The sequence below is a fragment of the Gordonia sp. PvP123 genome (genome assembly GCF_040547295.1).
GTDB lineage: Bacteria > Actinomycetota > Actinomycetes > Mycobacteriales > Mycobacteriaceae > Gordonia > Gordonia terrae.
Window position 1 is genome coordinate 462,192 of the sequence record NZ_JBEPPN010000003.1, and the last position, 26,674, is coordinate 488,865.

Here is a 26,674-nt window from a genome sequence, read left to right on the forward strand (position 1 = left end):
CTCGCGTCGTACCCGAAACCGGACAGTAGTGACGCAGGCAACATCTGCCCGGCCTCATCCCATTCAGCGGGCGACCAGCGGATGGTTGCGGGAGATTGGATGTCTTTTTGTATCCAATCTTGTAGAGTCGGCGCCATGACTTCCGATCCAGTCGCCTCCGAGGCCGTCGGCAACCCTGAACATCCCTCTGTCGTAACAGCTTTCGCAGATGGCGTCGCCCGCCTGACGCTCAACAACCCGCGCCGCAAGAACGCGATCAGTCTCACCATGGCGACGGGGATCGATGAGTTCTGCGACCGGGTGATCGACGATCCGACGATCGGAGCCGTGGTCGTCGATGCTGCGGGCCAGTACTTCTGCAGCGGCGCCGACACTCGCGATCTGGCGACCTCGTCGTCCGATCCGGCGTCGCCAGAGGCGGTCTCACGTACCTCGGCCGTCTATGGCGCGTTCGTGCGGGTCGGGTCGCTGCCCGTGCCGACCATTTCCGTGGTGGTGGGCGGCGCAGTCGGTGCCGGACTGAATCTGGCCATGGCCACCGACATTCTCGTCACGACACCGGACGCGATTCTCGACAGTGGATTCCTCGCGCGCAGCATCCATCCCGGTGGCGGTCATCTGTCTCTGCTCGGGCGGGCAGTGGGGTGGTCGACGACAATTGCCATGGCCGCCTGCGGACAGAGCCTCACCGGCGCCGAGGCGGTCGCGAAGGGCCTTGCACACGCTGCGGTCCCCGCCGAGGAATTGCCCGCGCTCGTCGACGGGCTGACCGGCCCGGCCGCACGTGATCCCGAGCTGACACGTCGGATCATGACCAGCGCCCGGCTCGAACTGGGTCCGCCGGCGGTCAGCTGGTCTTCGGCCCTGGAGATCGAGCGCGGCGTGCAGATGTGGTCGATGTCGCGAAAGGGGCAGCAAGCCTGGTCCTCGCGGGGACCGAACCGGTGACGGCCACCTCCTCGCCGCGGCGGTCGGTGACCACCGACGACCTCGACTCACTCCGGTCCGAGATTCGCGCATTCCTCCGCGACGAGATCGATAGTGGCGGTTTCGTTCCCGATGTCGACAGCTGGATGACCGGATTCGACCCCGGCTTCAGTAGCCGTCTGGGCGAGCGTGGGTGGGTCGGGATGACCGTGCCGACCGAGTACGGCGGCCACGGCCGCACGCCGGTCGAACGTTTCGTGGTCACCGAGGAGCTGCTCGCACACGGCGCTCCCGTGGCCGCCCACTGGATCGCCGACCGCCAGATGGCACCGGGCATCCTCGCGAACGGAACCGAGGAGCATAAGCGGCGATACCTGCCCGGGATCGCTTCCGGCACGACCTTTTTCGCCATCGGCATGAGTGAGCCGGACGCCGGTTCCGACCTGGCTGCCGTTCGCACACGCGCCGTCGACAATGGTGACACCTGGACAATCAGCGGCACCAAGGTCTGGACCACCGGCGCCCACCTCGCGCATGCGATGGTGCTGCTGGCACGCACCGACGGCGTCCCCGAGGACCGACAACAGGGGCTGTCCCAGCTCGTTGTGGACCTCCCCCACCCGGAGATCGAGATCCGGCCCATCCGGAGCATCGACGGGCAGGCGCATTTCAACGAGGTCATCTTCCACGACGCGGTCGTCGACAAGTCGGCGCTGCTCGGCGAACGCGGTCGCGGCTGGGCCCAGGTCATGGGCGAACTCGCCTTCGAGCGTTCCGGACCGGAGCGGTACCTGAGCACGATGCCCCTGCTCCGCGCCTGGGCCGGCCAACTGCGAGCACACGGCGCGACACCAGAGCAACGCACCACACTCGGAACGCTCACCGCCGTGGCGTGGGCACTGCGCGGAATGTCGCTGCAGGTGGCCGACGAGCTGTCCGCGGGGGGCAAGCCGGATGTCCTCGCCGCGATGGTCAAGGACCTGGGCTCCACCTTCGAGGGTGATCTGGTGAATGCGATCCGCAGCTCCTCCGGGACCATCGCACGCCGCGACGGAGGCACCCCGCTCGAACGCCTGCTCGCGCAGAGTGTCCTGCACACACCGGCTTTCACCCTGCGGGGCGGAACGAACGAGATCTTGCGCGGGATCGTCGCGCGTGGATTGGGGATCCGATGAGCGACCTGGCCGATGAATTGACCGCGACGACCCGCTCGATGCTGGACCGCATCGACATCGACACCGAGACCCCCGCTCGGGGGGTGACGGACGCACTCTGGGCCGCCCTGGTCGAGGCGGGCTTCACCGCGGTGGACGTCCCGGCCGAGGCCGGCGGCCACGGATGCGACACCTCCGACGCGATCGCGGTGCTGTCCACGGTGATCGGGAGCGGCGCACTCGTCCCGTTCATCGAACATGCGATGCTCGCCGCATGGTTGTCCGGAACGACCGGACATGAACTCGGTCAGGGCACCGCGACAATCGGGGTGGCCGACGCCGGATTCGCCGTCGACGAATCCGTCGAGCCACTGCGCGTGACCGGCATCGTTCGCGACGTCGTGCACGTGTCCGCGGCGTCATCGCTCGTCATCTTTGTCCCCGAGACCGAGAACTCAGGCGCGAGCGTGGCGACCATCTCGCTGGCCCAGGACGGCGTGTCGGTGACCGCAGGGAGCGACCTCCTGGGCGCCTCGATCGGCACCGTCACCCTGGACTCCGTCCCGGCGACCACTGCGGACTGCCCGGTCACCGCCGCCGACCTGAGACAGCGCGGTGCGCTCGTGTATGCCGCCGCGATGGCGGCGGCTGCCGGAACGGTCCGCGACCGGACCGTGCACTACGCCTCCGAGCGGACCCAATTCGGCAGGCCGCTGACCAAGTTCCAGGCGATCCAGCAACGACTCGCTTCGATGGCCGCATCGACGACCATGATGGAGATCGCGTGCCGCCGGGCCGCCGCGGTGGCGTCGAGTGATCCGCGACCCGCGCGAACTGCCACTGCGGCCGCGAAAGTCGTAACATCGCTCTACAGCCACGAGGTCGCTGCGGCGGGTCATCAGATCCACGGTGCCATCGGCTTCACCTCCGAGCACGCGCTCGGACGCTCGACCACCGCGTTGTGGGCGTGGCGCGACCGCTACGGCACCGAGCGAGAGTGGGCGGACGTGATCGCCGCACAGATCCTCGACGAGGATTCCGACCCGTGGGACCTGATCAAGGGCACCGCAACGACTTCGGGCATCGAACCGCCATCGACAGAACGGACTTCGCAGTGAGCACGACGATTTCGGTCGGCGACGACACCGCGCCCGAGCCGACGCCCGCGGTGAACCCGCGGGCCGCTTGGCGGGCCGCCGACACCGCCGCGGGCAACGGCGTACTGACCGGCGTCCGCGTCCTCGATCTGAGCCGGGTGCTCGCCGGACCCTACTGCGCACAGACGCTCGCCGACCACGGTGCCGAGGTGATCAAGGTCGAGGCCCCGAGCGGCGACGAGACCCGTGGCTGGGGGCCGCCGTTCGTCGACGACGACACCAGCAGCGCGTACTACAACAGCCTGAACCACAGCAAAGAGAACATCTGCCTGGATCTGCGGACCGATGAGGCACGCGCGGTCCTCGCCGACCTTCTCGCGGGAGCCGACGTGGTGATCGAGAACTTCAAGGCGGGCACCATGGCCCGCTGGGGCTTCGATTACGAGACGGTCCTCGCCGAGCGGCATCCCGGGCTGGTGTATTGCCGCATCACCGGCTTCGGTGTGGACGGACCGATGGGCGGGCTTCCAGGCTACGATGCGGTACTCCAGTCGTTCGGCGGTTTGATGAGCATCAACGGCTACCCCGACGGCAGCCCGCTGCGCGTCGGGGTTCCCATCGTCGACATCGTCGCGGCGAACATGGCGGTGAGCGGCATCCTGCTGGCTCTCTTCGCGCGCGAACGCAGCGGACGCGGACAACTTGTCGACATGACCCTGCTCGACTCGGTCATCTCGCTTCTCCATCCCCATGCGGCGAACTGGATTGCCGGCGGCGAAATCCCGCAGCGCACCGGGGACTTCCACCCCACCGTCGTGCCCTACCAGGTCTTTCCCGCCCGCGACGGCGACTTCTTCGTCAGCGCCGCCAACGACCGCCAGTTCCGTTCTCTGGTCGAAACACTCGACATCGGACACCTCGCCGACGATCCCCGCTTCGCCTCCAACAAGGACCGCTACGCCCACCGTGAGATCCTCGCGGCCACACTGGGAGAACGCATCGCCGAGCACGATCGCGCCGACCTCGCCGTCCGCCTCGAAGCCGCCGGGGTGCCCGCCAGTTCGGTGAACACCATCGACGAAGCCCTCACCTCGGCACAGGTTCGGCACCGTGGCCTGTTCCTCGAGACCGACGACTATCGCGGTGTCGGAGTGCCGATCTCGCTGAGCGACGCAGGTCACCGGTCACCACGTCCGGCAGCGGCCAGGGGCGCGCACACCGGTGAGGTCCTCGAAGCCATGGGATACGACGCCGAGCGGTTGTCGATGCTGCGCACTGCGGGGGTGTTCGGCGACGCATGACCGGTGTTGCGATGGGCGGCGATTCGGGCAAGCCCGCGGTGTCACGTGCGGCCACTCGCGTCGTCGCCGAACTCGAGCGGATGATCGTCACCGGTGAACTGCTTCCCGGACAGCCGATCCGGCAGGAGCTGATGGCCGAACGCCTCGGTGTCAGTCGGCTACCCATCCGTGAGGGTCTCCGCCAGCTCACCTCTGAGGGGCTTGTTCAACACGAGCACAACGTCGGTTACACCGTCGCGCGGCTCAACCAGTCGGAGTTCGACCAGATCTACCTCATGCGAGCCGCTCTCGAGCGGGAGGTCCTCGCCGTGCTGCCGAGACTCGACGAAGCCGCGCTCGACCAGATCAGCGAACTCCGCGATCTCGTCGCGGAAGCGGCCGAGGCCGCCGACATCCTCGAGATGCGGCTGCGCAACCAGACGTTCCACTTCGCGGTCTTCGAGCGGTCGCCTCTGTCCCTGGTCGTCGCGGAGTTGCGGCGACTCTGGAACCTGGCCATGCCCTATCACGCCGCATATCTGTACGACGCCGACGTACGCCGCAAGGTGTGCGCGGAGCACGACGACATGGTCGATGCACTCGTCGCCGGCGACAACCACCGTCTGATCGAGTTGATGAACGTCCACCGTCAGGGCGGCGAGACGAGCACGGGTGTGATGCTGGGCGCCGTATCACCGACATCGACGGGCGAGCTACCGGAATCGTGACGGCCCCATCAGAGCCCGCGGAATAGCCGGACACCGTGCTCCACGACATGACCGAGGTGACACCAGAGATGACCGCAAGTACACCGCACGACGCCGGCCCGCCCTGGGATCCGGACGTCGCCGTGATCGTCGACCGGATGATCGCGGCAGGTGCGCCCGCCTCATGGCAGCGCGGCGTCGAGAAGACCCGGGAGATGCTCGAATCGATAGTGCGGCCACCGGGCCCGGACATGGCTTCGGTGGAAGATGCGTCCGCCGACGGGCCACACGGGCCGATCCCGTTGCGGATCTACCGCCCCCACATCGCGCCGGCCGTCGGAGCGCCCGCACTCGTCTGGTATCACGGCGGCGGCATGATCATGGGTTCGCTCGACTCGTTCGACCGACTCGCGCGCGATGTGGCCCATGCCACCGGTGCGGTGTTGATCAACGTGGACTATCGCCTCGCTCCCGAACATCGTTATCCCGCAGGCAATGACGACGCTTACGCCGCACTCGAGTGGACCCACCACCGAGCAGGAGACCTCGGCCTGGACACGTCGCGCATCGGGGTCGGCGGCGACAGCGCCGGTGGCGGGCTCGCCGCGTCCACCGCGTTGCGCAGTCGGAACACCGGTGGCCCGCGAATCGCGCAGCAGGTCATGTTCTATCCCGGTGTCGCACGCCGCGACGACACCGCGTCGATGCGCGACTTCGGCGACAGCGTGTTCCTGACCGCCGAGGACATCGACTGGATGAAGAACATGTACCTGGGCGAGGACCCGTCGCAGGACGACGAGTACGGTACGCCGGCGATCGCCGAGAGCCTGGCCGGTCTCCCGGCGGCGATCATCGCCGTCGGACACGGCGACCCGATCCGCGACAGCGTCGAGCTGTACGGTGACCGGCTGCGCGATGCGGGAGTCCAGGTCGCGCAACTGCGGTATCCCGGTGTCGGACATGGGTTTGCGATGCAGACCGCGTCGGTGGCGCGGGCGCGCCTGGCAATGGCCGAGGTCGGCGCACTGGTCGCTGCGCGATTCGCCTCTCAGACGCACTGACGTCAGGAGGCGAATCGGCGCCGCGCAGGGTCGGCAGCGAGGAAGGTCAGGCCCGAACCGGCGCCAGCAGCTTCTTGAGGGGTATCGACATGTCGCTGAGCATCGCTGCGGACGGACGGAACCCGCGGGCCAGGGCCGACCGGAGTGCGACGAAGTCGGCGGGCGCGTTCAGACACTCGGCCGCGACGAGCGCGTCGTCGGCGAAGTACAGCGCGACGCGGCGACGGGGACGTTCGGGATCGACCCGGATGAGCACCGACGAGTGCCCGCCGATGAGCCCTACGATCTGCAGCTTCTGATCGCCCTGATCCGACCAGAACCACGGCGTTCCGCGCGGCGGGACCTCCGTGCCGGCGATCACATTCGCCGCGATGGTCGCCTGCTCTGTGGCGTTGTCCACCGATTCCAGTCGGAATCGCCGACCGCTCTCGGCGACGTGAACGGTGCAGTCGCCGATGGCGAGTGTCTCTCCATCCGACGCGAGGCAGTTGCCGTCGACGACGACACCCCCGTCGGTGTCGAGACCCAGCTCTTCGGCGAGCTCGGTACGCGCACTCGCCCCTACGCCGACCAGGACCGTTGCGGCCGGGATCACCCGCCCGTCGTCGAGGCGAACCCCGACGAGGCCTCCACCATCGGCGACGATCTCGACCGGCACGGCGCCCAGTTCGACGTCGGTCGCCATCGCCCGATGGGCGGACAGCAGGGTCTCGGCCGTCGACGGCCCGACCGCCCGCGCGAGGAGGCGATCGCCTGCCTCGATCACCGTGACGTCGGCACCGAGACCCCGTGCGGTGGCGGCGACCTCGAGCCCGATGAAACCTCCGCCGATCACCGCGACCGGGCCCTGAGCCACCCGCGACAGGAGACGGTGCGCGTCGTCCATCTCGCGGAGTACCAGGACGTCGGGATGGTCCGCCCCCGGCAGGTCGAGGGTTCGCGCGCGTGCCCCCGTCGCCAGGACCAGTCGGTCAACCGAGAGTGTCTCCGTATAGTTCTCGCGAATCATCTCGAGCGCGTACCGCCCATCGGTGCGCGTGACCCCGGCGACATGGGTCCCGATGCGGAGCTCGATGCCGTTGTCGCCGTAGTAGGAGGGGTCGCGCAGCAGCACCGAATCCGCAGAGGCCTCCCCCTTGAGCATGGTCTTGGACAGCGGCGGACGCTGGTACGGAAGGTGGGTCTCGTGCGAGATCAGCGTGAGGTCACCGGTATACCCGACAGCGCGCAACCGATCGGCGAAGTGGACCGCGGCGTGCGAGGCACCGACCACCGCCACGCTGCGCGGGGTCGGCGCCTGCGAACCGGTGCGGCGGTCGGGTCCGACGCGCACGTCAGACCTGCTCGTCCGGAATGGTGACATGGACATCGACGCCCTCGGACAGGGTGAGCTGACAGGAAAGCCTCGAGTTGTCCTCCCGGTCGGAGGCCGTGCACTCGAGCATGTCGTCCTCGTCCTCACTCGGTGCGGCGAAGTTGTCCATCTCGGTCGGGTCGAGATAGACGTGACAGGTCGCGCACGACAGCGTCCCGCCGCACTGGCCGACGATCCCGCTCACGCCGTGACGGACTGCTGTCGCCATCACCGAGTCACCAACCGATGCGTCGATGATCTTCTCGGCGCCGTCCGGTTGTGTGTAGAACACCTTGGGCACGAGGTCCTCCTACCAGGTGACGGGGAGGTTGGTGACCGGCTGGGTGAGGTTGGTGTCGTCGACGACGACCTCGCCGGCAAGTCTCAACTCCGGGAAGCGCTTGAACAGTTCGGCGAGACCCACCTGCATCTCCATACGTGCCAGCGGCGCGCCGAGGCAGTGGTGCAGTCCGTAACTCAGGGTCAGATGCGGATTGTTGGGACGGGTGACGTCGAAGGGCTCCGCATCACTCTCGATCACGATCCCGTCGTGATTGGTGGATGCCGGGTCGACCAGGACGGCCTCGCCTTCGGCGATGAGGTGCCCGTCGATCTCCACATCCTCGGTGGCGACGAACGGAACCAAACCGCTTCCCCCGGCGATCTTGTCGTCGATGGCGAAGCGACCGAAACGAAGCACCTCTTCGACGGTCGTGGGTGCCAGACCGTCCGGGTCGCCCAAGAAGACCTTCAGCTGCTCGGGGTTCCGCAACAACGTGAGTACGCCCAAGCAGATGAAGTTCGCGGTGTTGTCGAAGCCGGCGATCACCAACAGCATGGCGATGGGCAGGATTTCACCGTCGGTGAGGCTGTCGTCCTTGTCGCGGGCGTTGGCGAGGTCGCTGATCAGATCCTCGCGCGGGTCCTGTCGCCGTTTCTCGATCAGCTCGACGATGTAGCCGAAGAGCTCGGCCATGTTCGACATGACCTCGTCTTCGGACATGTTCGAGGTGGACAAGCTCGCCGAGCTCCACTTCTGGAACTTCGCCCGGTCCTCCGGGGGTACCCCGAGCAGGTTCGAGATCATCTGGATCGGTAGCGCGACAGCGTATTCGGCGACGAGATTGACGGGGTCGAGGCTCTCGCCCCTCTTGTCGATCATCGCATCGATCAGCTGGTTGGCGTACTCGACCGCCGAATCCCGCATGGCCTTGACCCGCTTCGGGGAGATGGAGCGCTGCACCAGCTTCCGCAGCTTCGTGTGGTGGGGCGGGTCCTCGAACTGAAGGGTCGACTTCAGGAAGTCGGGGAACTCGACGAAGTACGGGACCACCCGCTCGCCGGTACGGAACGGCTTGCGGACGAACCGTCCGTCACCGAGCATCTCGCGGGCAGCTGCGTTGCGGTGGATGACCCAGACGTCCCCGCCGTAGGGCATCGTCATCTTCGTCATCGGACGATCGGCGGCGATCGCCCGATAGCGCGCGGCGGCCTCGTTCGGCGGTACGGCGGCGAACGGATACTCGGTGCTCGTCGTCGGAGTGGCTTCGGTTGTGCTCATGTCGATACTCCAGAAATCGGGGCTGTTCGGACGGTCAGGAGACCGGCATCTGGGCGGGCGCGACGACCTGCGGGATCGCGTCGGGGGTGACGGCCATGATCTGTTCCCACTGCTCGGCGACGGTCTCGACGGTGAGCGAGGGATCGTGGATGCCCACGGTGTTCACGAGCGCGAGCCGGTTCACGATGCCGCCGGCGACGTTGAACACCTCACCGGTCACCTCGCACGACGGGTGCACAAGGAACGCGGCCACCGGGGCGACATGCTCCGGGAGCAGCTGAGTTCGCATGTACTCCATGATTTCCGGCGAGAGCGTGTCGGCGGCGGCTTCGGCCATCCGGGTACCTGCGCCGGGGGCAATGGCATTCACCTTGACGCCCGCTTCGAGGCCCTCGAGCGCGAGATTGCGGGTGAGGCCGAACAACGCACCCTTCGACCCGCCGTAGTGCGACATGCCGGGGTTGCCCAGCATCGCCTGCGAGATCGTGTTGACCACGCGCGGGGCCGGCGACTCGAGCAGATGCGGCCACGCGGCGCGCAACAGCCGCATCGGTCCGAGGTAGTGCACGTCGAGGTGGCGCTGGTACTCCTCGTCGGGCACGTCACGGAATGGTGCCGCCCGCACGATTCCCGCGTTGTTGATCACGGCGTCGAGCCCCCCGAAGTTCGAGATCGCGGCGTCGACGAGCGCGGTTGCACCCTCATCGGTCGTGATGTCGGAGTTCACCGCGACCGCCTTGCCGCCGGCTGCGGCGATCTCCGCGACGACGTCGGCGGCCGGGTCACCCGATTCCACCCCGGAGCCGTCGGTGGTCGAGCCGAGGTCGCCGACCACGACCGAGGCGCCACGCGAGGCCAGAAGGAGCGCATGTGCGCGGCCGATGCCGCGGCCCGCGCCGGTCACGATCACGACGCAATCGGTGAAGTCGAGTTGTGCTGTCATTTGTCGTCCTTGAAATGGGTCGAAACGATGAGGTGGGCGATACGAGGAGATGAACAACCGGTCCGGCCGGGTCAGGGCCGCGTGTGGCCGCCATGGTGCTTGACGTCGGCGACGAAGATTCCGCCGAGAGCCTCACGTGCGGACTTCTCGAAGTCGAAGACCTCGTACCCGACCGTCATGTAGAGGGTGCTGCGATCGGGGCCTCCGAGAAGGCATGCGGACGCAATTCCACTCTCGAGCGGCATCGGGACCGCGTCGGTCAGACCGTTTTCGGTGAACCGTGCGACGTGTCCGCCACCCGGCATCGCTACCCAGACCCCGCCTTCCTCATCGAGGCCGATCCCGTCCGGCATGAACGGGCAGGTGACGAAATCCCTTGCTTTCGAGAGTGATCCGTCGGCGGCACGGTCGATCACGGTGATCTTCTGCGCCATCACCTCGGCCACGAAGAGTCGGGCGCCGTCGGCGCTGATCGCGATACCGTTGCCGCAGTTCATTTCCGGGATTCCCGCCGGTGTCGCGACGGCGCCGTCGGGCTCGACGACGATCAGCGGCGAGGTGATCGGCGTCTCCCCTTGGAAGATGTCGAAGCCGAGTTGGGTGATGTAGGCCCGACCATCGGCGTCGACGACCATGTCGTTGACGGCCTTGATCGCGAACTCGCTGAGGTCGGCGTACACGGTGAGGTCATCCGACCCGTCACCGCCGTGGACGAGAACCTTCTGCTCGTGCATGGAGTTCACGATCAGACGACCATCCGGCAACCACCCGAATCCGCCCAGGCAGATCGGGACATCGGTGTCCGCGGCACGCCCGGTCGCATCGATGACCACGGTCGCGTTGCCATCGGCGTCGAGGGTCTTGAGCGTGCCTGTGTACATATCGGAGAACCAGAAGGTCCCCTCGTGCCAACGCGGGCATTCCGGCCAGGAGTACCCGGTCGAGATCTTGCGGGCCGCGAAGGTGGGCGCGTCCGCGGCGGCAACGGCCGCTGCGACGGTATCGACGGGACTGGTCATCGGTGAACCTTCCGTGGGTCTGGCTGTTGAGAAATGTTGTGCGAGAGTCACTGCGAGCTTCCCGGCGGTGGGCGTCGCAGGCCGCTACGGCGTAATCCGCTTCCGCCGCCCCGACTGCTCTCGACGTTGGATTCGCGTCGCCCATACCCCGCCCGGCTCGTCGCCGGAGACCGTGAACTGGGTCACAGGGATGCGCACGGGACGAACACTAGGTGCTCATCGGCGGGGCGGTCGGGCGCGTCCCATTCAGTGGACACCGACCGCCGCCCCGCGTCGCGTGGCACCGTTTCAGTCAGGGACGGTCTCGGGGTACACCCGCGCGAACCACGCTCGCTGTTCGTCGTCGAAGGTGCCGAGTTCCATCGCCCGCCGACCCCAGGCCTTGATCAGATCCAGGAAACTCGTGACGTCGTAGACATCCTGCTGTTGCGAGAACTTCCCGTCTCCCGCGTAGGTGAGGACGCTGATGTGCGGGGTTCCGAATCGACTCCCGTCACCGGGATCGCTCATCACGTTGTCGAGCCGTGCCACGATCGTCCCGTTGGTCTCGTCGATGACGTGCCAGTACTCCGGGAAGCTTTCGGTGTGCGAACCCGGGAACGTCGCGAGGCTCGGTTCGGCCCACGCCCAGATCCCCTCCTTGCCCTTCAGTTCCCCCGCCATCTGCTCGTGATAGACGACATCGTCGGTGAACAGGTCGAGGAAGTCCCGCCAGCTCCCCTCCCCCGAACCCGCACGATTGATGGTGGCGAACCACGTCTGATACGCCTCTTCGAGTTCCTGTCGTGTCCATGTGTTTGTCATACGTCGGACGCTATTTCCGGAGGTCCGCTCGCCGCCGCCTCTGTGTCCGGTCACCGGGAGCAATTCGAACGACGTTTTCGCAGCGCAGACTTCGGCGTCGAGTCCTGTCCCGGTCAGCGGAAGTGTCGCTCGACGCCGACCGCCCTCCGCGATCGAATGCAGTGGACTTCACACGATGTCAATCTCCTCATCCGACAACAGCAGAGGGCCAATCCGTGTCGTCACTTCCCCACTCAGACAACAACAGTCAGATTCAACCCGAAGTCGTTGACTCCTGGCGAGCTCCGGGATGGTCGCCCCGAGTCTGCTTCGGGCTCGCCGCGATCGTGGCACTCCTCGAGGTCTGCTCGATTTCTTACATGATGGTCTCGACAGCGCTACCCGCCATCAGTCGCAGCTTCCAGACCACGCAAACCGCGTGGATGGTGACAGCGTTCATGCTGGCCGGCGCAGTTGTCTCGCCCATCGTGGCCAAACTCGCGGACCTCCATGGCAAACGATTGATGTTGCTTGTCTCTGTGGCGATCGCCGCGCTGGGCGCGCTGGTTTCGGCGATGGCGGCAAACTACGCGATGATGGTTGCCGGACGTACCTTCTTCGGCTTCTTCGTCCCGTGCATGTTCCTGAGCTACCTAATCATCCGCGATGTGTTCCCGGCCCGCACCGTTCCGCTGGCCATCAGTATTGTCACCAGCGGCCTGGGACTCGTAGCGATTCCCGCACCGTTTCTGACCGGTTGGCTGATAGACACCTTCGGTTTTCGCAGCATCTTCTGGTTCATGTTGTGCGCAATGGTGCCGTTCGCCGCCCTGGTGCGCTTTCTGGTCCCGGAATCTCCGGTGCGCGTGCACGCTCGGGTCGACACCACTGGGGCCGCCCTGCTCGGCGCCGGTATCGCGGCCGTTCTCGTTGCAGTGAGTTTCGGCCCCTCGTGGGGTTGGGCATCGGGCTCGACGCTGGCGTTCCTGCTCGGCGGAATCGCCCTTCTGTGCGGATGGTTCGTCTTCTCCCGCGTGCTACCCGAACCGCTGATCGACACATACGTGCTCGCGCGACGACCTGTGCTGCTGACGACGCTGATCGCCGGAGTGGTTTATGGCGTCTCCGGACTCACCGGCGTGTTGCTACCGCTGTTGATCATGACTCCACCGTCCCTCCAACTGGGCTATGGCTGGGGTTACGACACCACGACCTACGGCATCTACAAACTTCCTGTCGTCATCGCGATCGTCGTGGGCGGTCTACTCGTCGGCTGGCTGGTGACGCGCGGCCTTCGTCCGCGCCTCACTGTTGTTGTCGGACTCGCGCTCAGCGCGTGTGGATTCGGATTGTTGGCCGTCGACCATCACTCGTTGCTGACCATCGTGATCGGCGCCGGGCTATGCGGATTCGGGCAGGGCATGGGATACGCATCCGTCCCGAATCTCCTCATCGAATTCGTCGAACCCAGACACCAGGCGACAACGGCGAGCGTGATGTCGGTGAACCAGGGAGTGTTCACTGCCGTCATCACCGTGGTGGTATTCGCGGTACTGAACAACTCTCACATAGCTGTGGTAGCCGAGGGCGCGAGTTTCTACGACTCGTCCGGATTCACCACGGTTTACCTCGTCATCGCCGCAGTCGCGGTAGCAGGGCTGCTGATGGCGCTGACATTGCCGAGACCGGTGGGCGCGGCCCACCCTGATCTCTCTTCGAAACACGCTGACAGGTGACCAGCAACAGCTCGGTATCGGAAGGGGGACCCGCCCATGCGAACCCTCACCAGCCTCGATGAGATGAGATCGGCCATAAGCGAAGAACTCGGTTCCAGTGCCTGGCTGGAGATTTCGCAGGAACGCATCGATGCGTTCGCGAACGCGACCGGCGATCACCAGTGGAATCATGTCGATCCGGACAGGGCCGCGGCGGGCCCATTCGGGTCCACCATTGCACACGACAATCTGACCATGTCGTTGCTGTCGTCGCTGATCGGAGGCATCTTCGCGATCGAAGGTCCGAGGCTGACACTGAATTACGGAATCAACAGCCTTCGGTTTCCGAACCCGGTCAGAGTGGGTGCTCGTGTCCGCGCGAACGCGGTGTTCACCTCGGTCGAGGAAACACCGAAGGGCGTCCGACTGATCATCACCACGACGGTTGAGATCGAGGGTGAGACCGAACCGGCCTGTGTAGCCCAGAATCTGCGGCTCCTGATCTTCTGAGGGAATCGACGAGACCGTGGGCGAATGGCGCTCCAGGACAACGAAAAGGGACCGTGATGACAACTTCGACACACTCGGCAGTCGACTGGATAGGTCGCGATCTGGGCTCGCGCACCGTGCACTGGGACGAACGCGACGCGATCTTGTTCGCATTGGCTGTCGGTGCGCGCGCCGATGATCTCGACCTCGTGTACGAGCGGGAGCTCCGCGTGCTCCCGACCTTCGGACTCACCCTCGGTCAGTGGGCCCCGGACGAGCTCGGCTCACAGGGAGCGTTTCCCGTCGGGACGTCGCTTCACGGCTCCCAGCAGCTCATCGTCCACGACGAGCTGCCGCCCGCGGGTCAGGCGACGCTTTCCGCACGAGTCGACAACGTGTGGGACAAGGGTTCGGCGGCGATCTTCGACGTCAGCGTGAGCTGTGACCACTTCACCGCCGTGTGGTCCATCTTCGCCCCGGGTTGCGGCGGCTTCGGCGGCGACCGCGGCCCGAGTGGTGCTGCCGCCGAAGCGCTCTCGCCCGCAACCTCGGTGCGCACCGCCGAGAACGCAGCGGCGCTCTACCGTCTGTGCGGAGATCGCCACGCAATACACATCGACCCGGCGGCCGCACGTGCGATCGGCCAGGACCGTCCGATCCTGCACGGCCTGGCCACCCTCTCCACCTCGGTTGTGGCACTGGCGCGGCACCGCGGCGCTCATCCCGCCGATCTGGCCTCGCTCTCGGGACGGTTCCGGTCGGTTGTCCTCCCGGGCGACGAGCTTCGCATCGACGTGACCGACTCCCCGACAGACGGATTCGTCGTGTCCGGGCCTCAGGGAGTCGTCATCGACAACGCGGTCGCCACCTTCGGGCCCTGACCGGACGGCTGGGCCGGCAGCAACCCGTTTCCGTGTTCATGGCCTGGTCTGCGTTTCAACAGGACTGAACATTCGAAACTGCCTTTCTCATGACTTGGCGTCGGCACTGGCGATGCACGGCAACGGACCAGCGTGGATCATCACCGCTGGCTGGCGATGACGTCCTCGGGCGCCCAGACCGCGCGCATGCTCGTGATCTTGAGATCGTCATCGAACGTCATGACATCGATGGGCTCCACGACAACCGTCTGGTCGGGCAGGTGCGAGGTGACGCGGAAGTGGAAGGCCGCGGTCGACCCGCCGGACCGGACGGTCAGCAACTCCGCGGTCGAATCGATGGAGTCCAGCGCGCTGTAGAACTTCTCGATCTGCGCTCGACCGACTTTGATCTCGGAACCGACCGGATCCTCGAGCGTCGCATCCTCGGCATACAACGCGGCGATCTCGGCCGACGTACCGGTGCTGACAGTTGTGATGTACCCGGCAACAGCATCACGGATCTGGTTGGTTGAGGGAGGCATGAAACTCCTGTCGAGTAGTCTCGCGCATCCACTACGGCCTCTGCGCGGCCCCTTGGAAGGGCTCACGTCATCGAATCAGCGGGTTCGGCCCGACGACATACCGTCGTCCGCTGGGCGGGACATCACCGCCGGCCCCTCCCAACGCACACTGGATGATCTACGTCGCACAGTCGAGGCAAACCGACGCACAGTCGACGAAAACGTGCGCACAGTCGACGGGAACGGGTGCACGGTCAACGGGAACGGGTCCACCCCTGGCGTCCCATTTCTGTAACGTGTTCTAATTCAGGTAGAACACGTTCCAGCTGCGCGCACGAAGGGGACCCAATGGCCGGCTCGACCGAACCAGAACAGACCAGTACCCAACCCGAGACCCCTGGACCCGAGACCTTCGACGTCGTCGTCGTCGGGGCCGGCGGTGCGGGCCTGAGCGCGGCGATCACCGCAGCTCAGAAGGGCTTGTCGACGGTCCTGATCGAGAAATCGCCGTACTGGGGCGGCTCGACGTCGCGGTCGGGTGGCGGGGTCTGGATCCCCAACAACTCGGTGCTGCGCCGCGACGGCGTGGTCGACACCCCCGACAAGGCGCGCGAGTACGTGCACGCGATCATCGGCGAACACGCGCCGGCCGAACGCATCGACGCCTACATCGACCGCGGCCCCGAGGCGCTGGACTTCCTGATGGCGCACTCCCCGCTCGATCTCGAGTGGGTGAAGAACTACTCCGACTACTACCCGGAGGCACCCGGCGGCCGGCTCGCCGGACGGTCGATCGAGCCGCGCCCGTTCGACGCGCGCCGGCTCGGGGACGACCTGAAGACCCTGCACCCGCAGTACACCAAGGCGCCGCTGAACATGGTGGTCCTGCAGTCGGACTACCGCTGGCTGAACACCGGCCTGCGGCATTGGCGCGGTCCGCTGCGGATGGCAAAGGTCGGCAGCCGGTTCTTCTGGGCGCGCAGCCGCGGCAAGAAGCTGATCGCCATGGGCGCAGCTCTCGCAGCGGAACTCCTCCTCGGCGTCCGCGAGGCGGGCGTCCCGGTGCGGTTGAACACCGGCCTGGCCGACCTCATCACCGAAGACGGCCGCGTTGTCGGCGTGATCGCCGAATCCGAGGGCAAACGCGTCGAGATCCGGGCCCGTCACGGCGTGATCCTCGCCTGCGGCGGGTTCGAGCACAACGACGAGATGCGCAAGAAGTACCAGCGCGACCCCATCGGTTCCGAGTGGACCACCGGCGCCCCCAGCAACACCGGCGACGGCATCAACGCCGGACTCAAGATCGGCGCCGCGGTGTCGCTCATGGACGACGCCTGGTGGGGTCCGACGATCCCGCTGCCGCGCGGTCCGTGGTTCGCGCTGTCAGAGCGAGCGGTACCGGGCACCTTCATGGTGAACACGCGCGGACAGCGCTACATGAACGAGTCCCTGCCGTATGTCGAAGCGGTGCACCAGATGTACGGCGGGGAGTTCGGCCAGGGCGAGGGGCCCGGCGAGAACGTGCCGTCGTGGCTCGTCTTCGATCAGCGTTGCCGCAACCGCTACCTCTTCGCGGGCATCAACGCGCGACAGCCGTTGCCCAAGAAGTGGTTCGAGTCGGGCGTCGTCGTGAAGGCCGACAGCATCGCGGCCCTCGCCGAGAAGATCGGCGTCCCGGCCGACACGCTCACCGCGACCACCGAGCGGTTCAACGGCTTCGCCCGCAAGGGCGTCGACGAGGACTTCGGCCGGGGCACAAGCGGTTACGACCATTACTACGGCGACATCACCAACAAGCCCAACCCGAGCCTCGGCGAGGTCAGCAAGGGCCCGTTCTACGCGGTCAAGATGGTGCCCGGCGACCTCGGCACCAAGGGCGGGATCAACGCGGATGCCTCGGGTCGGGCACTGCGAGCGGACGGTTCGGTCATCGAAGGTCTGTACGCGGCGGGCAACACCAGCGCGCCGGTCATGGGACACACCTACGCCGGCCCGGGAGCGACCATCGGACCCGCGATGGTCTTCGGTTATCTCGCCGCCTCCGACATCGCCGCCAAGGCGACCGCGACCACAGGAGTCTGACCCATGCCGATCGATCCCTCCGTCGCCCTCGGTGCCGAACTGCCCGAGGTGAGCTTCGAATGGTCGGCGTCGGACGCCGCCCTCTACAACCTCGCGGTGGGTGCCGCCTCGGACCCGATGGACACCACCGGGCTCGAGTACATCCACGACGCCACGCCGAAGGTGCTGCCCACCTTCGCCACGGTCGCCGCCGGGTTCCACACCACCGAACCCCCGAAGGTCTCGTTCCCCGGCATCGACATCGACCTCGCGAAGGTCGTCCACGGCAGCCAGCAGGTGACCGCGTACCGGCCGCTCCCGGCCGCCGGCAAGGCGACCACCCGCACCCGGATCGCCGAGATCCAGGACAAGGGTTCGGCTGCCGTCATCGTGCAGGAGTCGGTGACCGCCGACGACGAGGGTCAGACGCTGTGGACCTCTCGCTCGTCCATCTTCGCCAAGGGCGAGGGCGGTTTCGGGGGCGAGCGCGGGTCGTCGGCCAAGGTCGACTATCCCGACCGCGCTCCCGATCATCGGCTGACAGTGGCGACGCTCCCCCAGCAGGCACTGCTCTACCGGTTGTGCGGAGACCGCAATCCGTTGCACTCCGACCCCGAGTTCGCCTCCCGCGCGGGCTTTCCCCGGCCGATCCTGCACGGCCTGTGCACCTACGGCACGGTCTGTCGAGCGATCGTCGACGAGGTCCTCGGCGGCGACGTGGCCGCGGTCGCCGACTACTCGGCATCGTTCGCGGGCGTGGTGTTCCCGGGCGAGACCCTCGCGGTCGAGGTCTGGGAGGACGATTCCCGGTTGCTGGCCACCGCGACCGTCGTCGAACGCGACGGCGCGAAGGCCCTCGGCAATGTGGTCTGCGAACGTCGCCGATAGCCCCGCCGTCGCGACGGCTCGGCCGCGGCCCGGAGACGATGTCTCGAGGGACCAGTACGCTACACACGCGGACCGCGAGGCGGCCTGCAGGTTCCACGTCGCATATCCCCGAGGAGACGCCCATGAGCGATTCGCTGACGCCCCTACTCGCCGACAACCGCAGTGCATTGGTGACCGACCTCGTCGGTGTCATCGACGCCGAGGTGGCCGACCAGTCGGGTCTGAGCGGCGCTGCTGTGAAGACCGCCTACTCCGCGGTGCAGAAGGTGAAGCCCGGTGTCGTGCACAGCGCCACCGATCAGATGGCCGAGGACTTCCTGAAGGCGCTGGCGCCGTTCTGGGATTCCAAGCCCGCCGGTGTCGCCTTCGGCGATCACCTCTCGGCCAACAGCGATGCCGCGGCCGAGGCCTTGCTCTCGGTCACCGACGAGCAGGCGGAGACGGCCAAGCCCGCACTCGCGAAGGCGTACAACTCGCTGCGCGGCAAGGGAAAGAAGTACGTGATCGCGGCACTGCCGCGTCTGGGTGCCGCCATCGAGCGGCACGCCGCCTAGGCATCGGTAGGCGCGTCGTCGGCGGCCGGGACGCCACTCCGACGGAGTCGGGTCAGACCGCTGACGACGCGATGGCCACGAGGGCCACGACGATGCCGATCAGTGCGGCGAGCATCGACAGCACACGCCACACATGGACGCGGGCGGGCGAGATCTCGGTCCCGTGCGGGGCGACGTCGGGCGATGCGACCGGGGTCGCGACGGCGGGAGTAGCAGCGGCGGGGGTTCGTGCGATTCGGGGTGAGGCCATGACCTGTCACCACTTTCGGTTGTCCGGGGCCAACGGGGACCGGCGCGGTCTCGCGTTCGCCCGGTATCGATACTGCAGTGATAAATGTGTCACAAGTTACTCGTGTAGCGTCGGCGCCCACATAGCGTGTCGCGATAACGAAATCGCAACACAGTGTCGGTGCCGGCCGACCACGTGTCGCCGCATGCAGACCCCGAAAGCGCAGGACGCCGAATGAGATTACCGTCCGCCATCCGCCTCGACGCTCGATCTGCCTGGCTCGTCCTCGTCGCCTGTCTGTCGGTCAGCATGGTCGTGGCCGCGATGGCGGCCCTCAACACGGCCCTGCCCGACATCGCCATCGACACCGGCGCCGACGCCGGACAGATGACCTGGATCGTCGACGGTTACACCCTGGCGCTGGCGGCGCTCCTGCTCCCGGCGGGCGCGATCGGCGATCGCCTGGGACGCCGCGAGGTGCTGATCGCCGGCCTTCTCCTGTTCGGCCTCGCCTCGCTGGTGGCGATCTGGGTGGACGGCCCGACCCAGCTGATCCTGGCCCGGTGTTTCGCCGGTGCTGCCGCGGCCCTGATCATGCCGACCACCCTGTCCCTCATCACCTCCGGGATGCCGGAAGGTCAACGCGCGGTCGGGATCAGCATCTGGTCGGCGATCGCGGGCGGCGGTGCCATCGCCGGCTTCCTGGTGACCGGCCTTCTGCTCGAGTTCTTCTCGTGGCATTCGATCTTCATCACCTTCGCCGCGTCGTCGGCCGTGGCTGCCGCCCTCTGCCTGACCATCGGCACGTCGAAGGACAGCGACCCCGGTCGCTTCGACATCCCGGGAACCCTGTGTTCGGTCCTCGCCATCACCGGCGTCGTCCTCGGACTGCTGGAAGCCCCGCACCGGGGCTGGGCCGATCCCCTCGTCCTCATCTGCATCGTGGGCGGCGTGCTGCTCGCCGGAGCCTTCGTCGTCGTCGAGCTGCGGTCGACGTCGCCGCTGTTCGACGTGCGGCTCCTCGGCAACCGTGCCTTCGGATCGGGGGCCCTGTCGGTCGCGGTCCAGTTCCTCGCCTCGTTCGGCATGTTCTTCCTGCTGCTGCAGCTGCTCCAGCTGGTGTTCGACTACACCCCGCTGCAGTCCGCCCTGGCCCTGATGCCCTTTGTGGCCGGCGTGGGCCTCACCACCCTGGTCGCGAACTGGCTTGCCGTGCGGCTCGATTCGCTCAAGTTCGTGATCGCCGGCGGCGCCCTGCTGTCCGGTGTCGGGCTGATCCTCCTCGGCTCGTTCCGATACGAGACCTATTGGACGCTGGCCGGGGTGGTCGCGGTGATCGCCGTGGGCATCGGTCTCGCATCGGCTCCGGCGACCACGGCCATCATGTCCAACACCCCACTCGACAACCAGGGGGTGGGCTCGGCGGTGAACGACACCGCACGTGAGATCGGCGCGGCGATCGGCATCGCGATCGCCGGCAGCATCGTCGCGGCGGGATACCAGTCGCGGATCGGCGAGACCGCGCAATTGGCGCGCGAGCAGCTGGCGGCGGCCGGTCAGCAGCGAATCGCCGCCGGCGACACCGCTGGGGGGCAGGCCATGGTCGCCGAGGCCGAGCAGGCCGGGACGCTCATCGAGCGATCACTCGCCGAGGCGACGGTGGTCGTCGACCGACTCTCCGGGCAGGCCGCCGATCTCGCCGAGACCATCGCCGAGGGCAGCCGGGAGGCCTTCTACGGTCCGTTCGAGCAGGCGTCGCTCGTGCTCGGCGGGATCATGCTCGCGAGCTCGGTGGCGCTGCTCTGGTTGACCCCGCGTCGCGTCGTCGAGGTGCCACCGACCGAGGCCGCGTCCGATCCCGACCAGGACCGCGACGACACCTACGCCCGCGACTGAGTAGCCTGTCCCGGTGGTACTCACCGCGGACAGCGTCGCCGGCACCCTGGTCGGAGTCGCCGCCCTGCTCGTGGTGATCGTCGCGACCGTTGTCGCCCAGCGTGTTCCGGCCGTTGTCGTGGCCGCGCCGGTGGCCGCGCTGCTGATCGCGCTCGGCCTGGCCGACCTCGGGCAGGCCGCTGACGAGATCACCACGATGGCGCCGACCATCGGTTTCCTGGCCGCGATGCTGGTGGTCGCCGACGCCTGCGCCCGCGCGGGCGTCTTCACCTGGATCGGTTCGCTCCTGGCCCGCTGGAGTCGGGCCTCGCCACATCGTCTGTTGCGCATCGTCTTCCTGGCCGCGGCGACGACGACCGCCGTCCTCAGCCTCGACACCACGATCGTCTTGCTGACACCGGTCGCCGTCGCCACCGCACGGCGGATCGGGGCGCCGGTGACCCCGATCGCGTTCGCGAACGCACACCTGGCGAACACCGCGTCAACCCTCATGCCCGTGTCGAACCTGACCAACCTGCTCGCGTTCTCCGCGACCGGACTGAGCTTCCTCGGTTTCACCGGGGTCATGCTGGCCCCGTGGGTGGCCGCGATCGTCGTCGAATACCTGGTCTTCCGGATGTACTTCGCCGACTCGCTCGCGCGCACCGCGCCCGCAGCCGGTTCGACGGTCGGCGATCCGGCTCCGGTCGACGATCCACCCCGCCCCACCCTGATGCTGGTGATGCTCGGCCTGCTGCTGGTCGCCTTCGTCGTGACCGAACCGCTGGGCATCCCGCTGGCCGCGGTGGCCGGCGTGGGCGCGGCCGCCTTCACGGTGCCGCGGCTGCTCGACGCCCCGCTGCCCACCCTGCGGGACACGCTGCACGCCCTGAACATCCCGTTCCTCGGGTTCGTCGCCGTCCTGGGCGTCGTCATCCTCCCGGTGCGAACCGGCCCGATCGGCGACTGGATCGGCGGGCTGATCCCGGACGAGTCCTCGCTCCTCGCGCTGCTCGCGGTCGCGGCGCTGGCCGCCGTCCTCGCCAACCTGGTCAACAACCTGCCCGCGACCCTGCTGCTGATCCCGCTCGTCGCCCACGAACCCGGCTTGGTCCTGGCGATGCTGCTCGGCGTCAACCTCGGACCCAACCTCGCCTACTTCGGGTCACTCGCCAACCTGCTGTGGCGTGACATCATGCATCGCGACGGCCCCGGGGAGGGCACGGGTGCCCCGACCTCCCGCGACTACCTACGCCTCGGCGCACTCACCGTGCCGGCGACACTCGTCGTCGCGGTGGTCGCGCTGTGGGGCGTGCTGCAGCTGACATAGGGCTGTCGCGCCGCCGGGCAACAGTGACGACCCACCGCCACCACCTCCGATGAGGCTTCCGCCGCCACCGCGGCGACGAGCACACCAGCCCTCCCCAACCACGGCGACCTCTCCGGGCGTCGGCGGACGATGTCCACGATCATTCGCCGTCGGACGAGGACGCGGACTCCGCCGACGAGCCGAGATCTCCCGAATCGTCGCCGCCGGCACCATCTGACCCCGGTGATCCGCTCGCGGCGCTGCCTCCGAATCCCGTGCCTCCGTTGCCGCCCCTGCCGCCGGTACCACTGAGACCGGGGTCGCCGCTGGGACCGCCCGCACCGAAGAATCCAGATGCACCGCCGCTGCCGGAAGCGCCACCGCTGCCGCCATCGCCGCCCGAGCCGCCGACTCCGCCGTAGCCGTCCGGGCCGTCGGGCACGTCGTCGGTGCTGCCGAGCCCGCCGATGCCCCCGTTGCCGCCGTTACCGCCGCGACCTCCGTCGCCGCCGGTGCCACCGGCCCCACCGGTGCCGCCGTTGCCGAACACCAGTCCACCTGCCCCGCCCGCACCGCCTGCGCCACCTGCTCCGCCGTCGCCACCGGGCAACCCGTCACCACCGCGTCCGCCACTGCCGCCGGGGAAGCCGATCACTTGGATTTCTCCGGTCTCAGGGTGCGGCTCGAACCGGATCCCGCCGGTACCCCCGTTGCCGCCGTTGGCGCCAGGGCCACCTGCTCCCCCGACACCGCCCGGACCGTAGAAGGCAAACCCGCCGTGCCCGCCTTCGACACCGGGGACGGTGCTGTCCTGCCCGTCGATATCGATGTAGGTGATGCCGTCGAGCTCAGGAAGGTGCAGCGATGTCGAGATGGTGTCGCCGCCGTGGGCACCGGCGCCGCCCTGGCCACCGTCACCGCCGTCGCCGAAGGTGCCCGCACGCCCGCCGGCTCCGCCGGAGCCGCCGTCGAGGTAGACGATCCCGTCGGCATCAGCGCCGTCGCCGCCGCGTCCGCCGTTGCCGAACAGCCACCCCCCTCGTCCGCCATCGCCGCCGGCACCGTCGGCGACGCCGATCACCCCGTCTCCACCGTGTCCACCAGAGCCGAACATCCCTGCGTCACCGCCTCGTCCGCCGGCATAGGCGTCACCCCCGTCGCCCCACAGCAGGCCGCCGTTGCCGCCGTCCGGGTTGTCGGCGGTTCCGTCGGCGCCGTCGCCGATCCACAGAACGCTGTTCGGGCCGATCACCTGCAGTCCCGTCACGGGATCGCGGGTCACCGTGAACAACAACTGGATTCGCGCGGGACCTGCGCCCCCGGTGACGACGGCCGCGGGCACCGACGTCACCGACGGCGGCGTGAAGGCCGCCATCGTGGCCGACGGACTCGAAACAGGCACGACGGCCGGGTGACCCAGCTGCGCCGCCGCCTGCATCACCCGGGTCGCGAACCTGCGTGACCCGACGCCGGCGGCGGGACTCCCGCCCTGCGCGACGACCGCAGCGAGCAACTGCGACGTCTCGACCACCTGCAGGCGCCCGCCCCGATACGCGACCGGCTCACCGACGCCGAGAGACGACGTGAGCTCGCTCAGCTGATGCGACCACGGTGCGACCTCACCACTCGGGGTCGATGAGGCAGCAGCCGGACCGCCGGCCGCAAACGCGACCGGCACGATCACCACTGCCACACCGCCGGATGCCACCACCCGAGACATTTTCATCTGCTCAACCCTTCGCCGAACTTCTCCGACACGACATGCCCCATCACGGGTCAGCTCGCGATCAACGAATTTCAATGTAGTCGGACTACATCGAATTAGGGTGGATTTCGGGGAACGCACTCGTTCTGCCCGGACGGGTGTGCTCGCGCATCCGTGATCTGGTCGGCACCACTCCCCGGCGCACCCATCCGCGCGCCGGTTCTTACCATGACCCCATGCTCGCCGCGCTGTTGTCCTTCGTTGTCACCGCGACACTGATCGTGCTGCTGCCGGGTCCGGACACCCTGGTGGTCCTGCGCGCGGTGGTACGCGGCGGACGCGGGGAAGCCCTGCGTACCGCCGCCGGGATCCTGTGCGGCCTGATGGTCTGGGTCACCGCCGCCGTGCTGGGACTGTCGGCCTTGCTGCAGGCCAGCGAGACCGGCTACGAGATCCTCAAGATCGTCGGAGCCTGCTACCTCGTGTGGATGGGCATCAGTTCGGTCCGCGCATTGCTTCGGGCCGGCCCCGATCTCGCCGCGGCACACGGTGACAAACCGGCCGCGGGTCGTGAACTCGGAATGCTGTTCTCCGGCTTCGTCGCCGGACTGCTCACCAACATCCTCAACCCGAAGATCGGCATCCTGTTCATCAGCCTGCTGCCCGGCTTCGTGCCGGACGGGTCCTCGACGGGATGGACGACCCTCGGGCTGGGGGCCATCTACATCGCGCTGACCGCGGCGTACTTCACCGTGCTGGTGGGCGCCGCCGGCCGCATCGCGGGCTGGCTCCAGAACGCACGACTCCGCCGTCGCGTCGAAGCGATCGGCGGAGTCGCGTTGATCGGGCTCGGAGTGCGTCTCGCACTTGAGGGTTGATCAGACCGGGGCGGTCTCCTGGGCCGCGGCGGCGGCCTTCGCCCAGCGGTAATCGGCCTTGCCCGCCGGGGTGCGCTTGACCTCGTCGACGAAGACGACGGTCCGCGGGACCTTGTAGCGGGCCAGGGTCTCGCGGCAGTGGTCCTGGATCGTCTCGAGCGACGGTTCGACGGCGCCGTCGGCGACCTTCACCACGGCGGCGACACGCTGCCCGTACTTCTCGTCGGGAACCGGGACGACGAGAGCGTCGGCGATCGCCGGATGCGCGTGCAGAACCGCCTCGACCTCCTCGGCGTAGACCTTCTCGCCGCCGGTGTTGATGCACTGTGAACCGCGTCCGAGGAACACGATCGACCCGTCGGCCTCCACGGTGCCCATGTCGCCCAGGATGGAGATCCGGGTGCCATCGGCCAGGGTCGGGAACGTCTTCTTGGTCTTCTCCTCGTCCTTGTAGTAGCCGAGCGGGACGTTGCCGATGCGCGCGATGTAACCGACCTCCCCCGAGCCGGGCTCGATCTTGTTGTGCCGCTCGTCGACCACCATCATCCGGTCGGTCGGCGGCACCTTCAGGTTGCCGTTGTCGTCCATCATGATCTCGCCGTCGTTGCCGGACTCCGACGCGCCGAAGTTGTCGCGCAGCACCAGATCCGGCTTCACCGCGAGCATCCGGTCGCGCACGTGCTGGGACCAGATCGCGCCGCCGGAGGTGATCGAGAACATCGACGACAGGTCGACGGCGTCCTTGCGCTTCTCGAGTTCCTCGACGAGTGGCATGCCCATGGCGTCGCCGACGATGAGGACGATGTTCACCTTCTCCTTCTCGATCTCGGTGACGATGGCCTCGGGATCGAAGTCCCGCTGGATGACCAGTCGCCCGCCGAGGGTGAAGAAGGTGAACAGCGAGTACGACGCCGCGCCGTGCATGAGCGGCGCCGCGAGCAGGAAGGCGATGGGCGGGAAATCCTTGACCGCCGTGCCGATCTCGTCGAGGTCTTTACGGGCCTCCCCGTACGGATTGCCGCCGGAAAGCGGCTTGCGGAAGAAGTCGTCGTGCTGCCACATGACACCCTTCGGGTACCCGGTGGTGCCGCCGGTGTAGAGCAGGTACAGCTCCTCGCCGTTGCGCGGCTCGAAGTCGCGGCCGTCCGGCTTGGACTCGGCGTCGGCGAAGGACACGATCTCCACAGTGCGTCCGTCGGGAAGCGCGGCGGCCGCCGTCGCCAGCTCCTCGACGATCTCGCCGATCACGAACACCGTGCGCACGGTGGGGATCTCGGCCAGGAGTTCGGCGACACTGCGCTGGTGTTCGGGCAGTTCGACGATGATCGCGCGGGAGTCGGAGTTGTCGAAGATGTACTGCAGTTCGGCGTTGGTGTAGCGGTAGTTCACGTTGACCGGAACCGCACGCACCTTGAGCAGACCCAACAGGCTCGTCACGTGTTCGATGCTGTTCTTCAGGAACAGGGCGACGTTGTCGAACGCACCGATCCCCGACCCGGCGAACAGATGTGCCACCTGGTTCGACAGGGTGTCGAGTTCTGCGTAGCTGATCTGCCTGCCCTGGTAGCTGAGCGCGATCCGCTCGGGCACCGAGTCGGCGACGGTCTCGAAGACATCGGCGAGGTTGAACTTCATCGTGCGCGCTCCTTGGTCATACGGAGTGGGTTGGTGGGGGTTCGCCATCTGCTCCCTGAGGTGCGAGGA

The 26,674-nt window shown here is 67.4% G+C and carries 25 protein-coding genes; 15 read left to right on the plus strand and 10 right to left on the minus strand.

All coding sequences use genetic code 11. The features are described 5' to 3' along the window. Nucleotides 1-135 precede the first annotated feature (135 nt). The 6 genes from ABIC25_RS07540 (at nt 136) to ABIC25_RS07565 (ending at nt 6,226) form a co-directional block, all read left to right on the plus strand. Entirely contained in the window at nt 136-948 is an 813-nt protein-coding gene (locus tag ABIC25_RS07540) for an enoyl-CoA hydratase-related protein (RefSeq protein ID WP_354560725.1), read from the plus strand. Beyond that, complete coding sequence (locus tag ABIC25_RS07545) at nt 945-2,102, plus strand: acyl-CoA dehydrogenase family protein (protein ID WP_354560727.1); 1,158 nt, start codon at nt 945-947, stop codon at nt 2,100-2,102. Before ABIC25_RS07540 ends, ABIC25_RS07545 begins: the two co-directional genes overlap by 4 nt. Then, the gene (locus ABIC25_RS07550) at nt 2,099-3,199 is read left to right on the plus strand and encodes an acyl-CoA dehydrogenase family protein (protein WP_354560728.1); all 1,101 of its coding nucleotides are present in this window, start codon (nt 2,099-2,101) and stop codon (nt 3,197-3,199) included. The genes ABIC25_RS07545 and ABIC25_RS07550 overlap by 4 nt, the downstream gene beginning before the upstream one ends. A gap of 50 nt (nt 3,200-3,249) precedes the next feature. Continuing rightward, on the plus strand, nt 3,250-4,479 hold the full coding sequence (locus ABIC25_RS07555; RefSeq protein ID WP_435529049.1) for a CaiB/BaiF CoA transferase family protein: 1,230 nt from the start codon (nt 3,250-3,252) through the stop codon (nt 4,477-4,479). Continuing rightward, nucleotides 4,476-5,186 carry a GntR family transcriptional regulator gene (locus tag ABIC25_RS07560; protein ID WP_354560732.1) on the plus strand — a complete coding sequence of 237 codons (711 nt, stop codon included), beginning with the start codon at nt 4,476-4,478 and terminating at the stop codon, nt 5,184-5,186. The genes ABIC25_RS07555 and ABIC25_RS07560 overlap by 4 nt, the downstream gene beginning before the upstream one ends. 68 nt (nt 5,187-5,254) lie before the next feature. Beyond that, nucleotides 5,255-6,226: an alpha/beta hydrolase gene (locus ABIC25_RS07565; protein WP_354560733.1), complete on the plus strand. Its 972-nt coding sequence runs from the start codon at nt 5,255-5,257 to the stop codon at nt 6,224-6,226. Nucleotides 6,227-6,272: 46 nt separating this feature from the next. On the opposite strand, the gene ABIC25_RS07570 is transcribed toward ABIC25_RS07565, so the two are convergent. The 6 genes from ABIC25_RS07570 to ABIC25_RS07595 form a co-directional block, all read right to left on the minus strand. Then, entirely contained in the window at nt 6,273-7,559 is a 1,287-nt protein-coding gene (locus tag ABIC25_RS07570; protein ID WP_354560735.1) for an NAD(P)/FAD-dependent oxidoreductase, read from the minus strand. Between the two features lies 1 nt (nt 7,560). Continuing rightward, nucleotides 7,561-7,881 (minus strand): 2Fe-2S iron-sulfur cluster-binding protein, encoded by a 321-nt coding sequence (locus ABIC25_RS07575; RefSeq protein ID WP_354560737.1) that lies wholly within the window; start codon nt 7,879-7,881, stop codon nt 7,561-7,563. Nucleotides 7,882-7,890: 9 nt separating this feature from the next. Continuing rightward, nucleotides 7,891-9,141 carry a cytochrome P450 gene (locus tag ABIC25_RS07580; protein WP_354560738.1) on the minus strand — a complete coding sequence of 417 codons (1,251 nt, stop codon included), beginning with the start codon at nt 9,139-9,141 and terminating at the stop codon, nt 7,891-7,893. A gap of 34 nt (nt 9,142-9,175) precedes the next feature. Then, entirely contained in the window at nt 9,176-10,084 is a 909-nt protein-coding gene (locus ABIC25_RS07585; RefSeq protein ID WP_354560740.1) for an SDR family NAD(P)-dependent oxidoreductase, read from the minus strand. A gap of 71 nt (nt 10,085-10,155) precedes the next feature. Then, complete coding sequence (locus tag ABIC25_RS07590) at nt 10,156-11,103, minus strand: SMP-30/gluconolactonase/LRE family protein (protein ID WP_354560742.1); 948 nt, start codon at nt 11,101-11,103, stop codon at nt 10,156-10,158. 288 nt (nt 11,104-11,391) lie between these two features. Continuing rightward, a complete protein-coding gene (locus tag ABIC25_RS07595) occupies nt 11,392-11,907 on the minus strand; it encodes a nuclear transport factor 2 family protein (RefSeq protein ID WP_354560743.1) in 516 nt (171 codons plus the stop codon). Nucleotides 11,908-12,266: 359 nt separating this feature from the next. On the opposite strand from ABIC25_RS07595, the gene ABIC25_RS07600 reads away from it, so the two are divergent. From ABIC25_RS07600 to ABIC25_RS07610, 3 genes are read left to right on the plus strand one after another with little or no spacing between them, the layout of a single operon-like run. Beyond that, entirely contained in the window at nt 12,267-13,622 is a 1,356-nt protein-coding gene (locus tag ABIC25_RS07600; RefSeq protein WP_354560745.1) for an MFS transporter, read from the plus strand. Between the two features lie 36 nt (nt 13,623-13,658). Continuing rightward, nucleotides 13,659-14,111: a MaoC family dehydratase gene (locus ABIC25_RS07605; protein WP_354560747.1), complete on the plus strand. Its 453-nt coding sequence runs from the start codon at nt 13,659-13,661 to the stop codon at nt 14,109-14,111. Nucleotides 14,112-14,167: 56 nt separating this feature from the next. Continuing rightward, nucleotides 14,168-14,971, plus strand: coding sequence for a MaoC/PaaZ C-terminal domain-containing protein (locus ABIC25_RS07610; protein ID WP_354560749.1), 804 nt, complete (start codon nt 14,168-14,170; stop codon nt 14,969-14,971). Between the two features lie 140 nt (nt 14,972-15,111). Here ABIC25_RS07610 and ABIC25_RS07615 read toward each other — a convergent pair whose 3' ends face one another. Next, a complete protein-coding gene (locus tag ABIC25_RS07615) occupies nt 15,112-15,492 on the minus strand; it encodes a nuclear transport factor 2 family protein (RefSeq protein WP_354560750.1) in 381 nt (126 codons plus the stop codon). A 327-nt stretch (nt 15,493-15,819) separates the two neighbouring features. Between ABIC25_RS07615 and kstD the strand changes: the two genes are divergently transcribed. From kstD to ABIC25_RS07630, 3 genes are all read left to right on the plus strand, one after another. Then, on the plus strand, nt 15,820-17,553 hold the full coding sequence (gene kstD / locus ABIC25_RS07620) for a 3-oxosteroid 1-dehydrogenase (protein ID WP_354560752.1): 1,734 nt from the start codon (nt 15,820-15,822) through the stop codon (nt 17,551-17,553). Nucleotides 17,554-17,556: 3 nt separating this feature from the next. Next, nucleotides 17,557-18,420 (plus strand): enoyl-CoA hydratase ChsH3, encoded by an 864-nt coding sequence (chsH3, locus tag ABIC25_RS07625; protein WP_354560754.1) that lies wholly within the window; start codon nt 17,557-17,559, stop codon nt 18,418-18,420. A gap of 122 nt (nt 18,421-18,542) precedes the next feature. Then, nucleotides 18,543-18,974 (plus strand): DUF6918 family protein, encoded by a 432-nt coding sequence (locus tag ABIC25_RS07630; RefSeq protein WP_004020702.1) that lies wholly within the window; start codon nt 18,543-18,545, stop codon nt 18,972-18,974. 52 nt (nt 18,975-19,026) lie between these two features. Here the strand turns inward: ABIC25_RS07630 and ABIC25_RS07635 are convergent, their stop codons facing one another. Beyond that, nucleotides 19,027-19,224, minus strand: a complete 198-nt coding sequence (locus tag ABIC25_RS07635; RefSeq protein ID WP_354560755.1) for a hypothetical protein — start codon at nt 19,222-19,224, stop codon at nt 19,027-19,029. Nucleotides 19,225-19,437: 213 nt separating this feature from the next. Here ABIC25_RS07635 and ABIC25_RS07640 point away from each other — a divergent pair, with 213 nt between their 5' ends. After that, complete coding sequence (locus tag ABIC25_RS07640; protein ID WP_239400250.1) at nt 19,438-21,099, plus strand: MFS transporter; 1,662 nt, start codon at nt 19,438-19,440, stop codon at nt 21,097-21,099. A gap of 13 nt (nt 21,100-21,112) precedes the next feature. Further along, nucleotides 21,113-22,408 (plus strand): SLC13 family permease, encoded by a 1,296-nt coding sequence (locus tag ABIC25_RS07645; protein WP_354560757.1) that lies wholly within the window; start codon nt 21,113-21,115, stop codon nt 22,406-22,408. Between the two features lie 139 nt (nt 22,409-22,547). On the opposite strand, the gene ABIC25_RS07650 is transcribed toward ABIC25_RS07645, so the two are convergent. Continuing rightward, the gene (locus ABIC25_RS07650) at nt 22,548-24,113 is read right to left on the minus strand and encodes a PE family protein (protein WP_275447413.1); all 1,566 of its coding nucleotides are present in this window, start codon (nt 24,111-24,113) and stop codon (nt 22,548-22,550) included. Nucleotides 24,114-24,328: 215 nt separating this feature from the next. Between ABIC25_RS07650 and ABIC25_RS07655 the strand changes: the two genes are divergently transcribed. Beyond that, nucleotides 24,329-24,970 carry a LysE family translocator gene (locus ABIC25_RS07655; RefSeq protein WP_239400254.1) on the plus strand — a complete coding sequence of 214 codons (642 nt, stop codon included), beginning with the start codon at nt 24,329-24,331 and terminating at the stop codon, nt 24,968-24,970. Here ABIC25_RS07655 and ABIC25_RS07660 read toward each other — a convergent pair whose 3' ends face one another. Next, nucleotides 24,971-26,605 carry an acyl-CoA synthetase gene (locus tag ABIC25_RS07660; protein WP_239400256.1) on the minus strand — a complete coding sequence of 545 codons (1,635 nt, stop codon included), beginning with the start codon at nt 26,603-26,605 and terminating at the stop codon, nt 24,971-24,973. Between the last annotated feature and the right edge of the window lie 69 nt (nt 26,606-26,674).

Coding starts and splice junctions, on each gene's coding strand:
- ABIC25_RS07540 (WP_354560725.1), top strand. CDS start 136: ATGACTTCCGATCCAGTCGCCTCCGAGGCCGTCGGCAACCCTGAACAT.
- ABIC25_RS07550 (WP_354560728.1), top strand. CDS start 2,099: ATGAGCGACCTGGCCGATGAATTGACCGCGACGACCCGCTCGATGCTG.
- ABIC25_RS07560 (WP_354560732.1), top strand. CDS start 4,476: ATGACCGGTGTTGCGATGGGCGGCGATTCGGGCAAGCCCGCGGTGTCA.
- ABIC25_RS07565 (WP_354560733.1), top strand. CDS start 5,255: ATGACCGCAAGTACACCGCACGACGCCGGCCCGCCCTGGGATCCGGAC.
- ABIC25_RS07580 (WP_354560738.1), bottom strand. CDS start 9,141: ATGAGCACAACCGAAGCCACTCCGACGACGAGCACCGAGTATCCGTTC.
- ABIC25_RS07585 (WP_354560740.1), bottom strand. CDS start 10,084: ATGACAGCACAACTCGACTTCACCGATTGCGTCGTGATCGTGACCGGC.
- ABIC25_RS07590 (WP_354560742.1), bottom strand. CDS start 11,103: ATGACCAGTCCCGTCGATACCGTCGCAGCGGCCGTTGCCGCCGCGGAC.
- ABIC25_RS07595 (WP_354560743.1), bottom strand. CDS start 11,907: ATGACAAACACATGGACACGACAGGAACTCGAAGAGGCGTATCAGACG.
- ABIC25_RS07600 (WP_354560745.1), top strand. CDS start 12,267: ATGATGGTCTCGACAGCGCTACCCGCCATCAGTCGCAGCTTCCAGACC.
- ABIC25_RS07605 (WP_354560747.1), top strand. CDS start 13,659: ATGCGAACCCTCACCAGCCTCGATGAGATGAGATCGGCCATAAGCGAA.
- ABIC25_RS07610 (WP_354560749.1), top strand. CDS start 14,168: ATGACAACTTCGACACACTCGGCAGTCGACTGGATAGGTCGCGATCTG.
- ABIC25_RS07615 (WP_354560750.1), bottom strand. CDS start 15,492: ATGCCTCCCTCAACCAACCAGATCCGTGATGCTGTTGCCGGGTACATC.
- kstD (WP_354560752.1), top strand. CDS start 15,820: ATGGCCGGCTCGACCGAACCAGAACAGACCAGTACCCAACCCGAGACC.
- chsH3 (WP_354560754.1), top strand. CDS start 17,557: ATGCCGATCGATCCCTCCGTCGCCCTCGGTGCCGAACTGCCCGAGGTG.
- ABIC25_RS07630 (WP_004020702.1), top strand. CDS start 18,543: ATGAGCGATTCGCTGACGCCCCTACTCGCCGACAACCGCAGTGCATTG.
- ABIC25_RS07635 (WP_354560755.1), bottom strand. CDS start 19,224: ATGGCCTCACCCCGAATCGCACGAACCCCCGCCGCTGCTACTCCCGCC.
- ABIC25_RS07640 (WP_239400250.1), top strand. CDS start 19,438: ATGAGATTACCGTCCGCCATCCGCCTCGACGCTCGATCTGCCTGGCTC.
- ABIC25_RS07650 (WP_275447413.1), bottom strand. CDS start 24,113: ATGAAAATGTCTCGGGTGGTGGCATCCGGCGGTGTGGCAGTGGTGATC.
- ABIC25_RS07655 (WP_239400254.1), top strand. CDS start 24,329: ATGCTCGCCGCGCTGTTGTCCTTCGTTGTCACCGCGACACTGATCGTG.
- ABIC25_RS07660 (WP_239400256.1), bottom strand. CDS start 26,605: ATGAAGTTCAACCTCGCCGATGTCTTCGAGACCGTCGCCGACTCGGTG.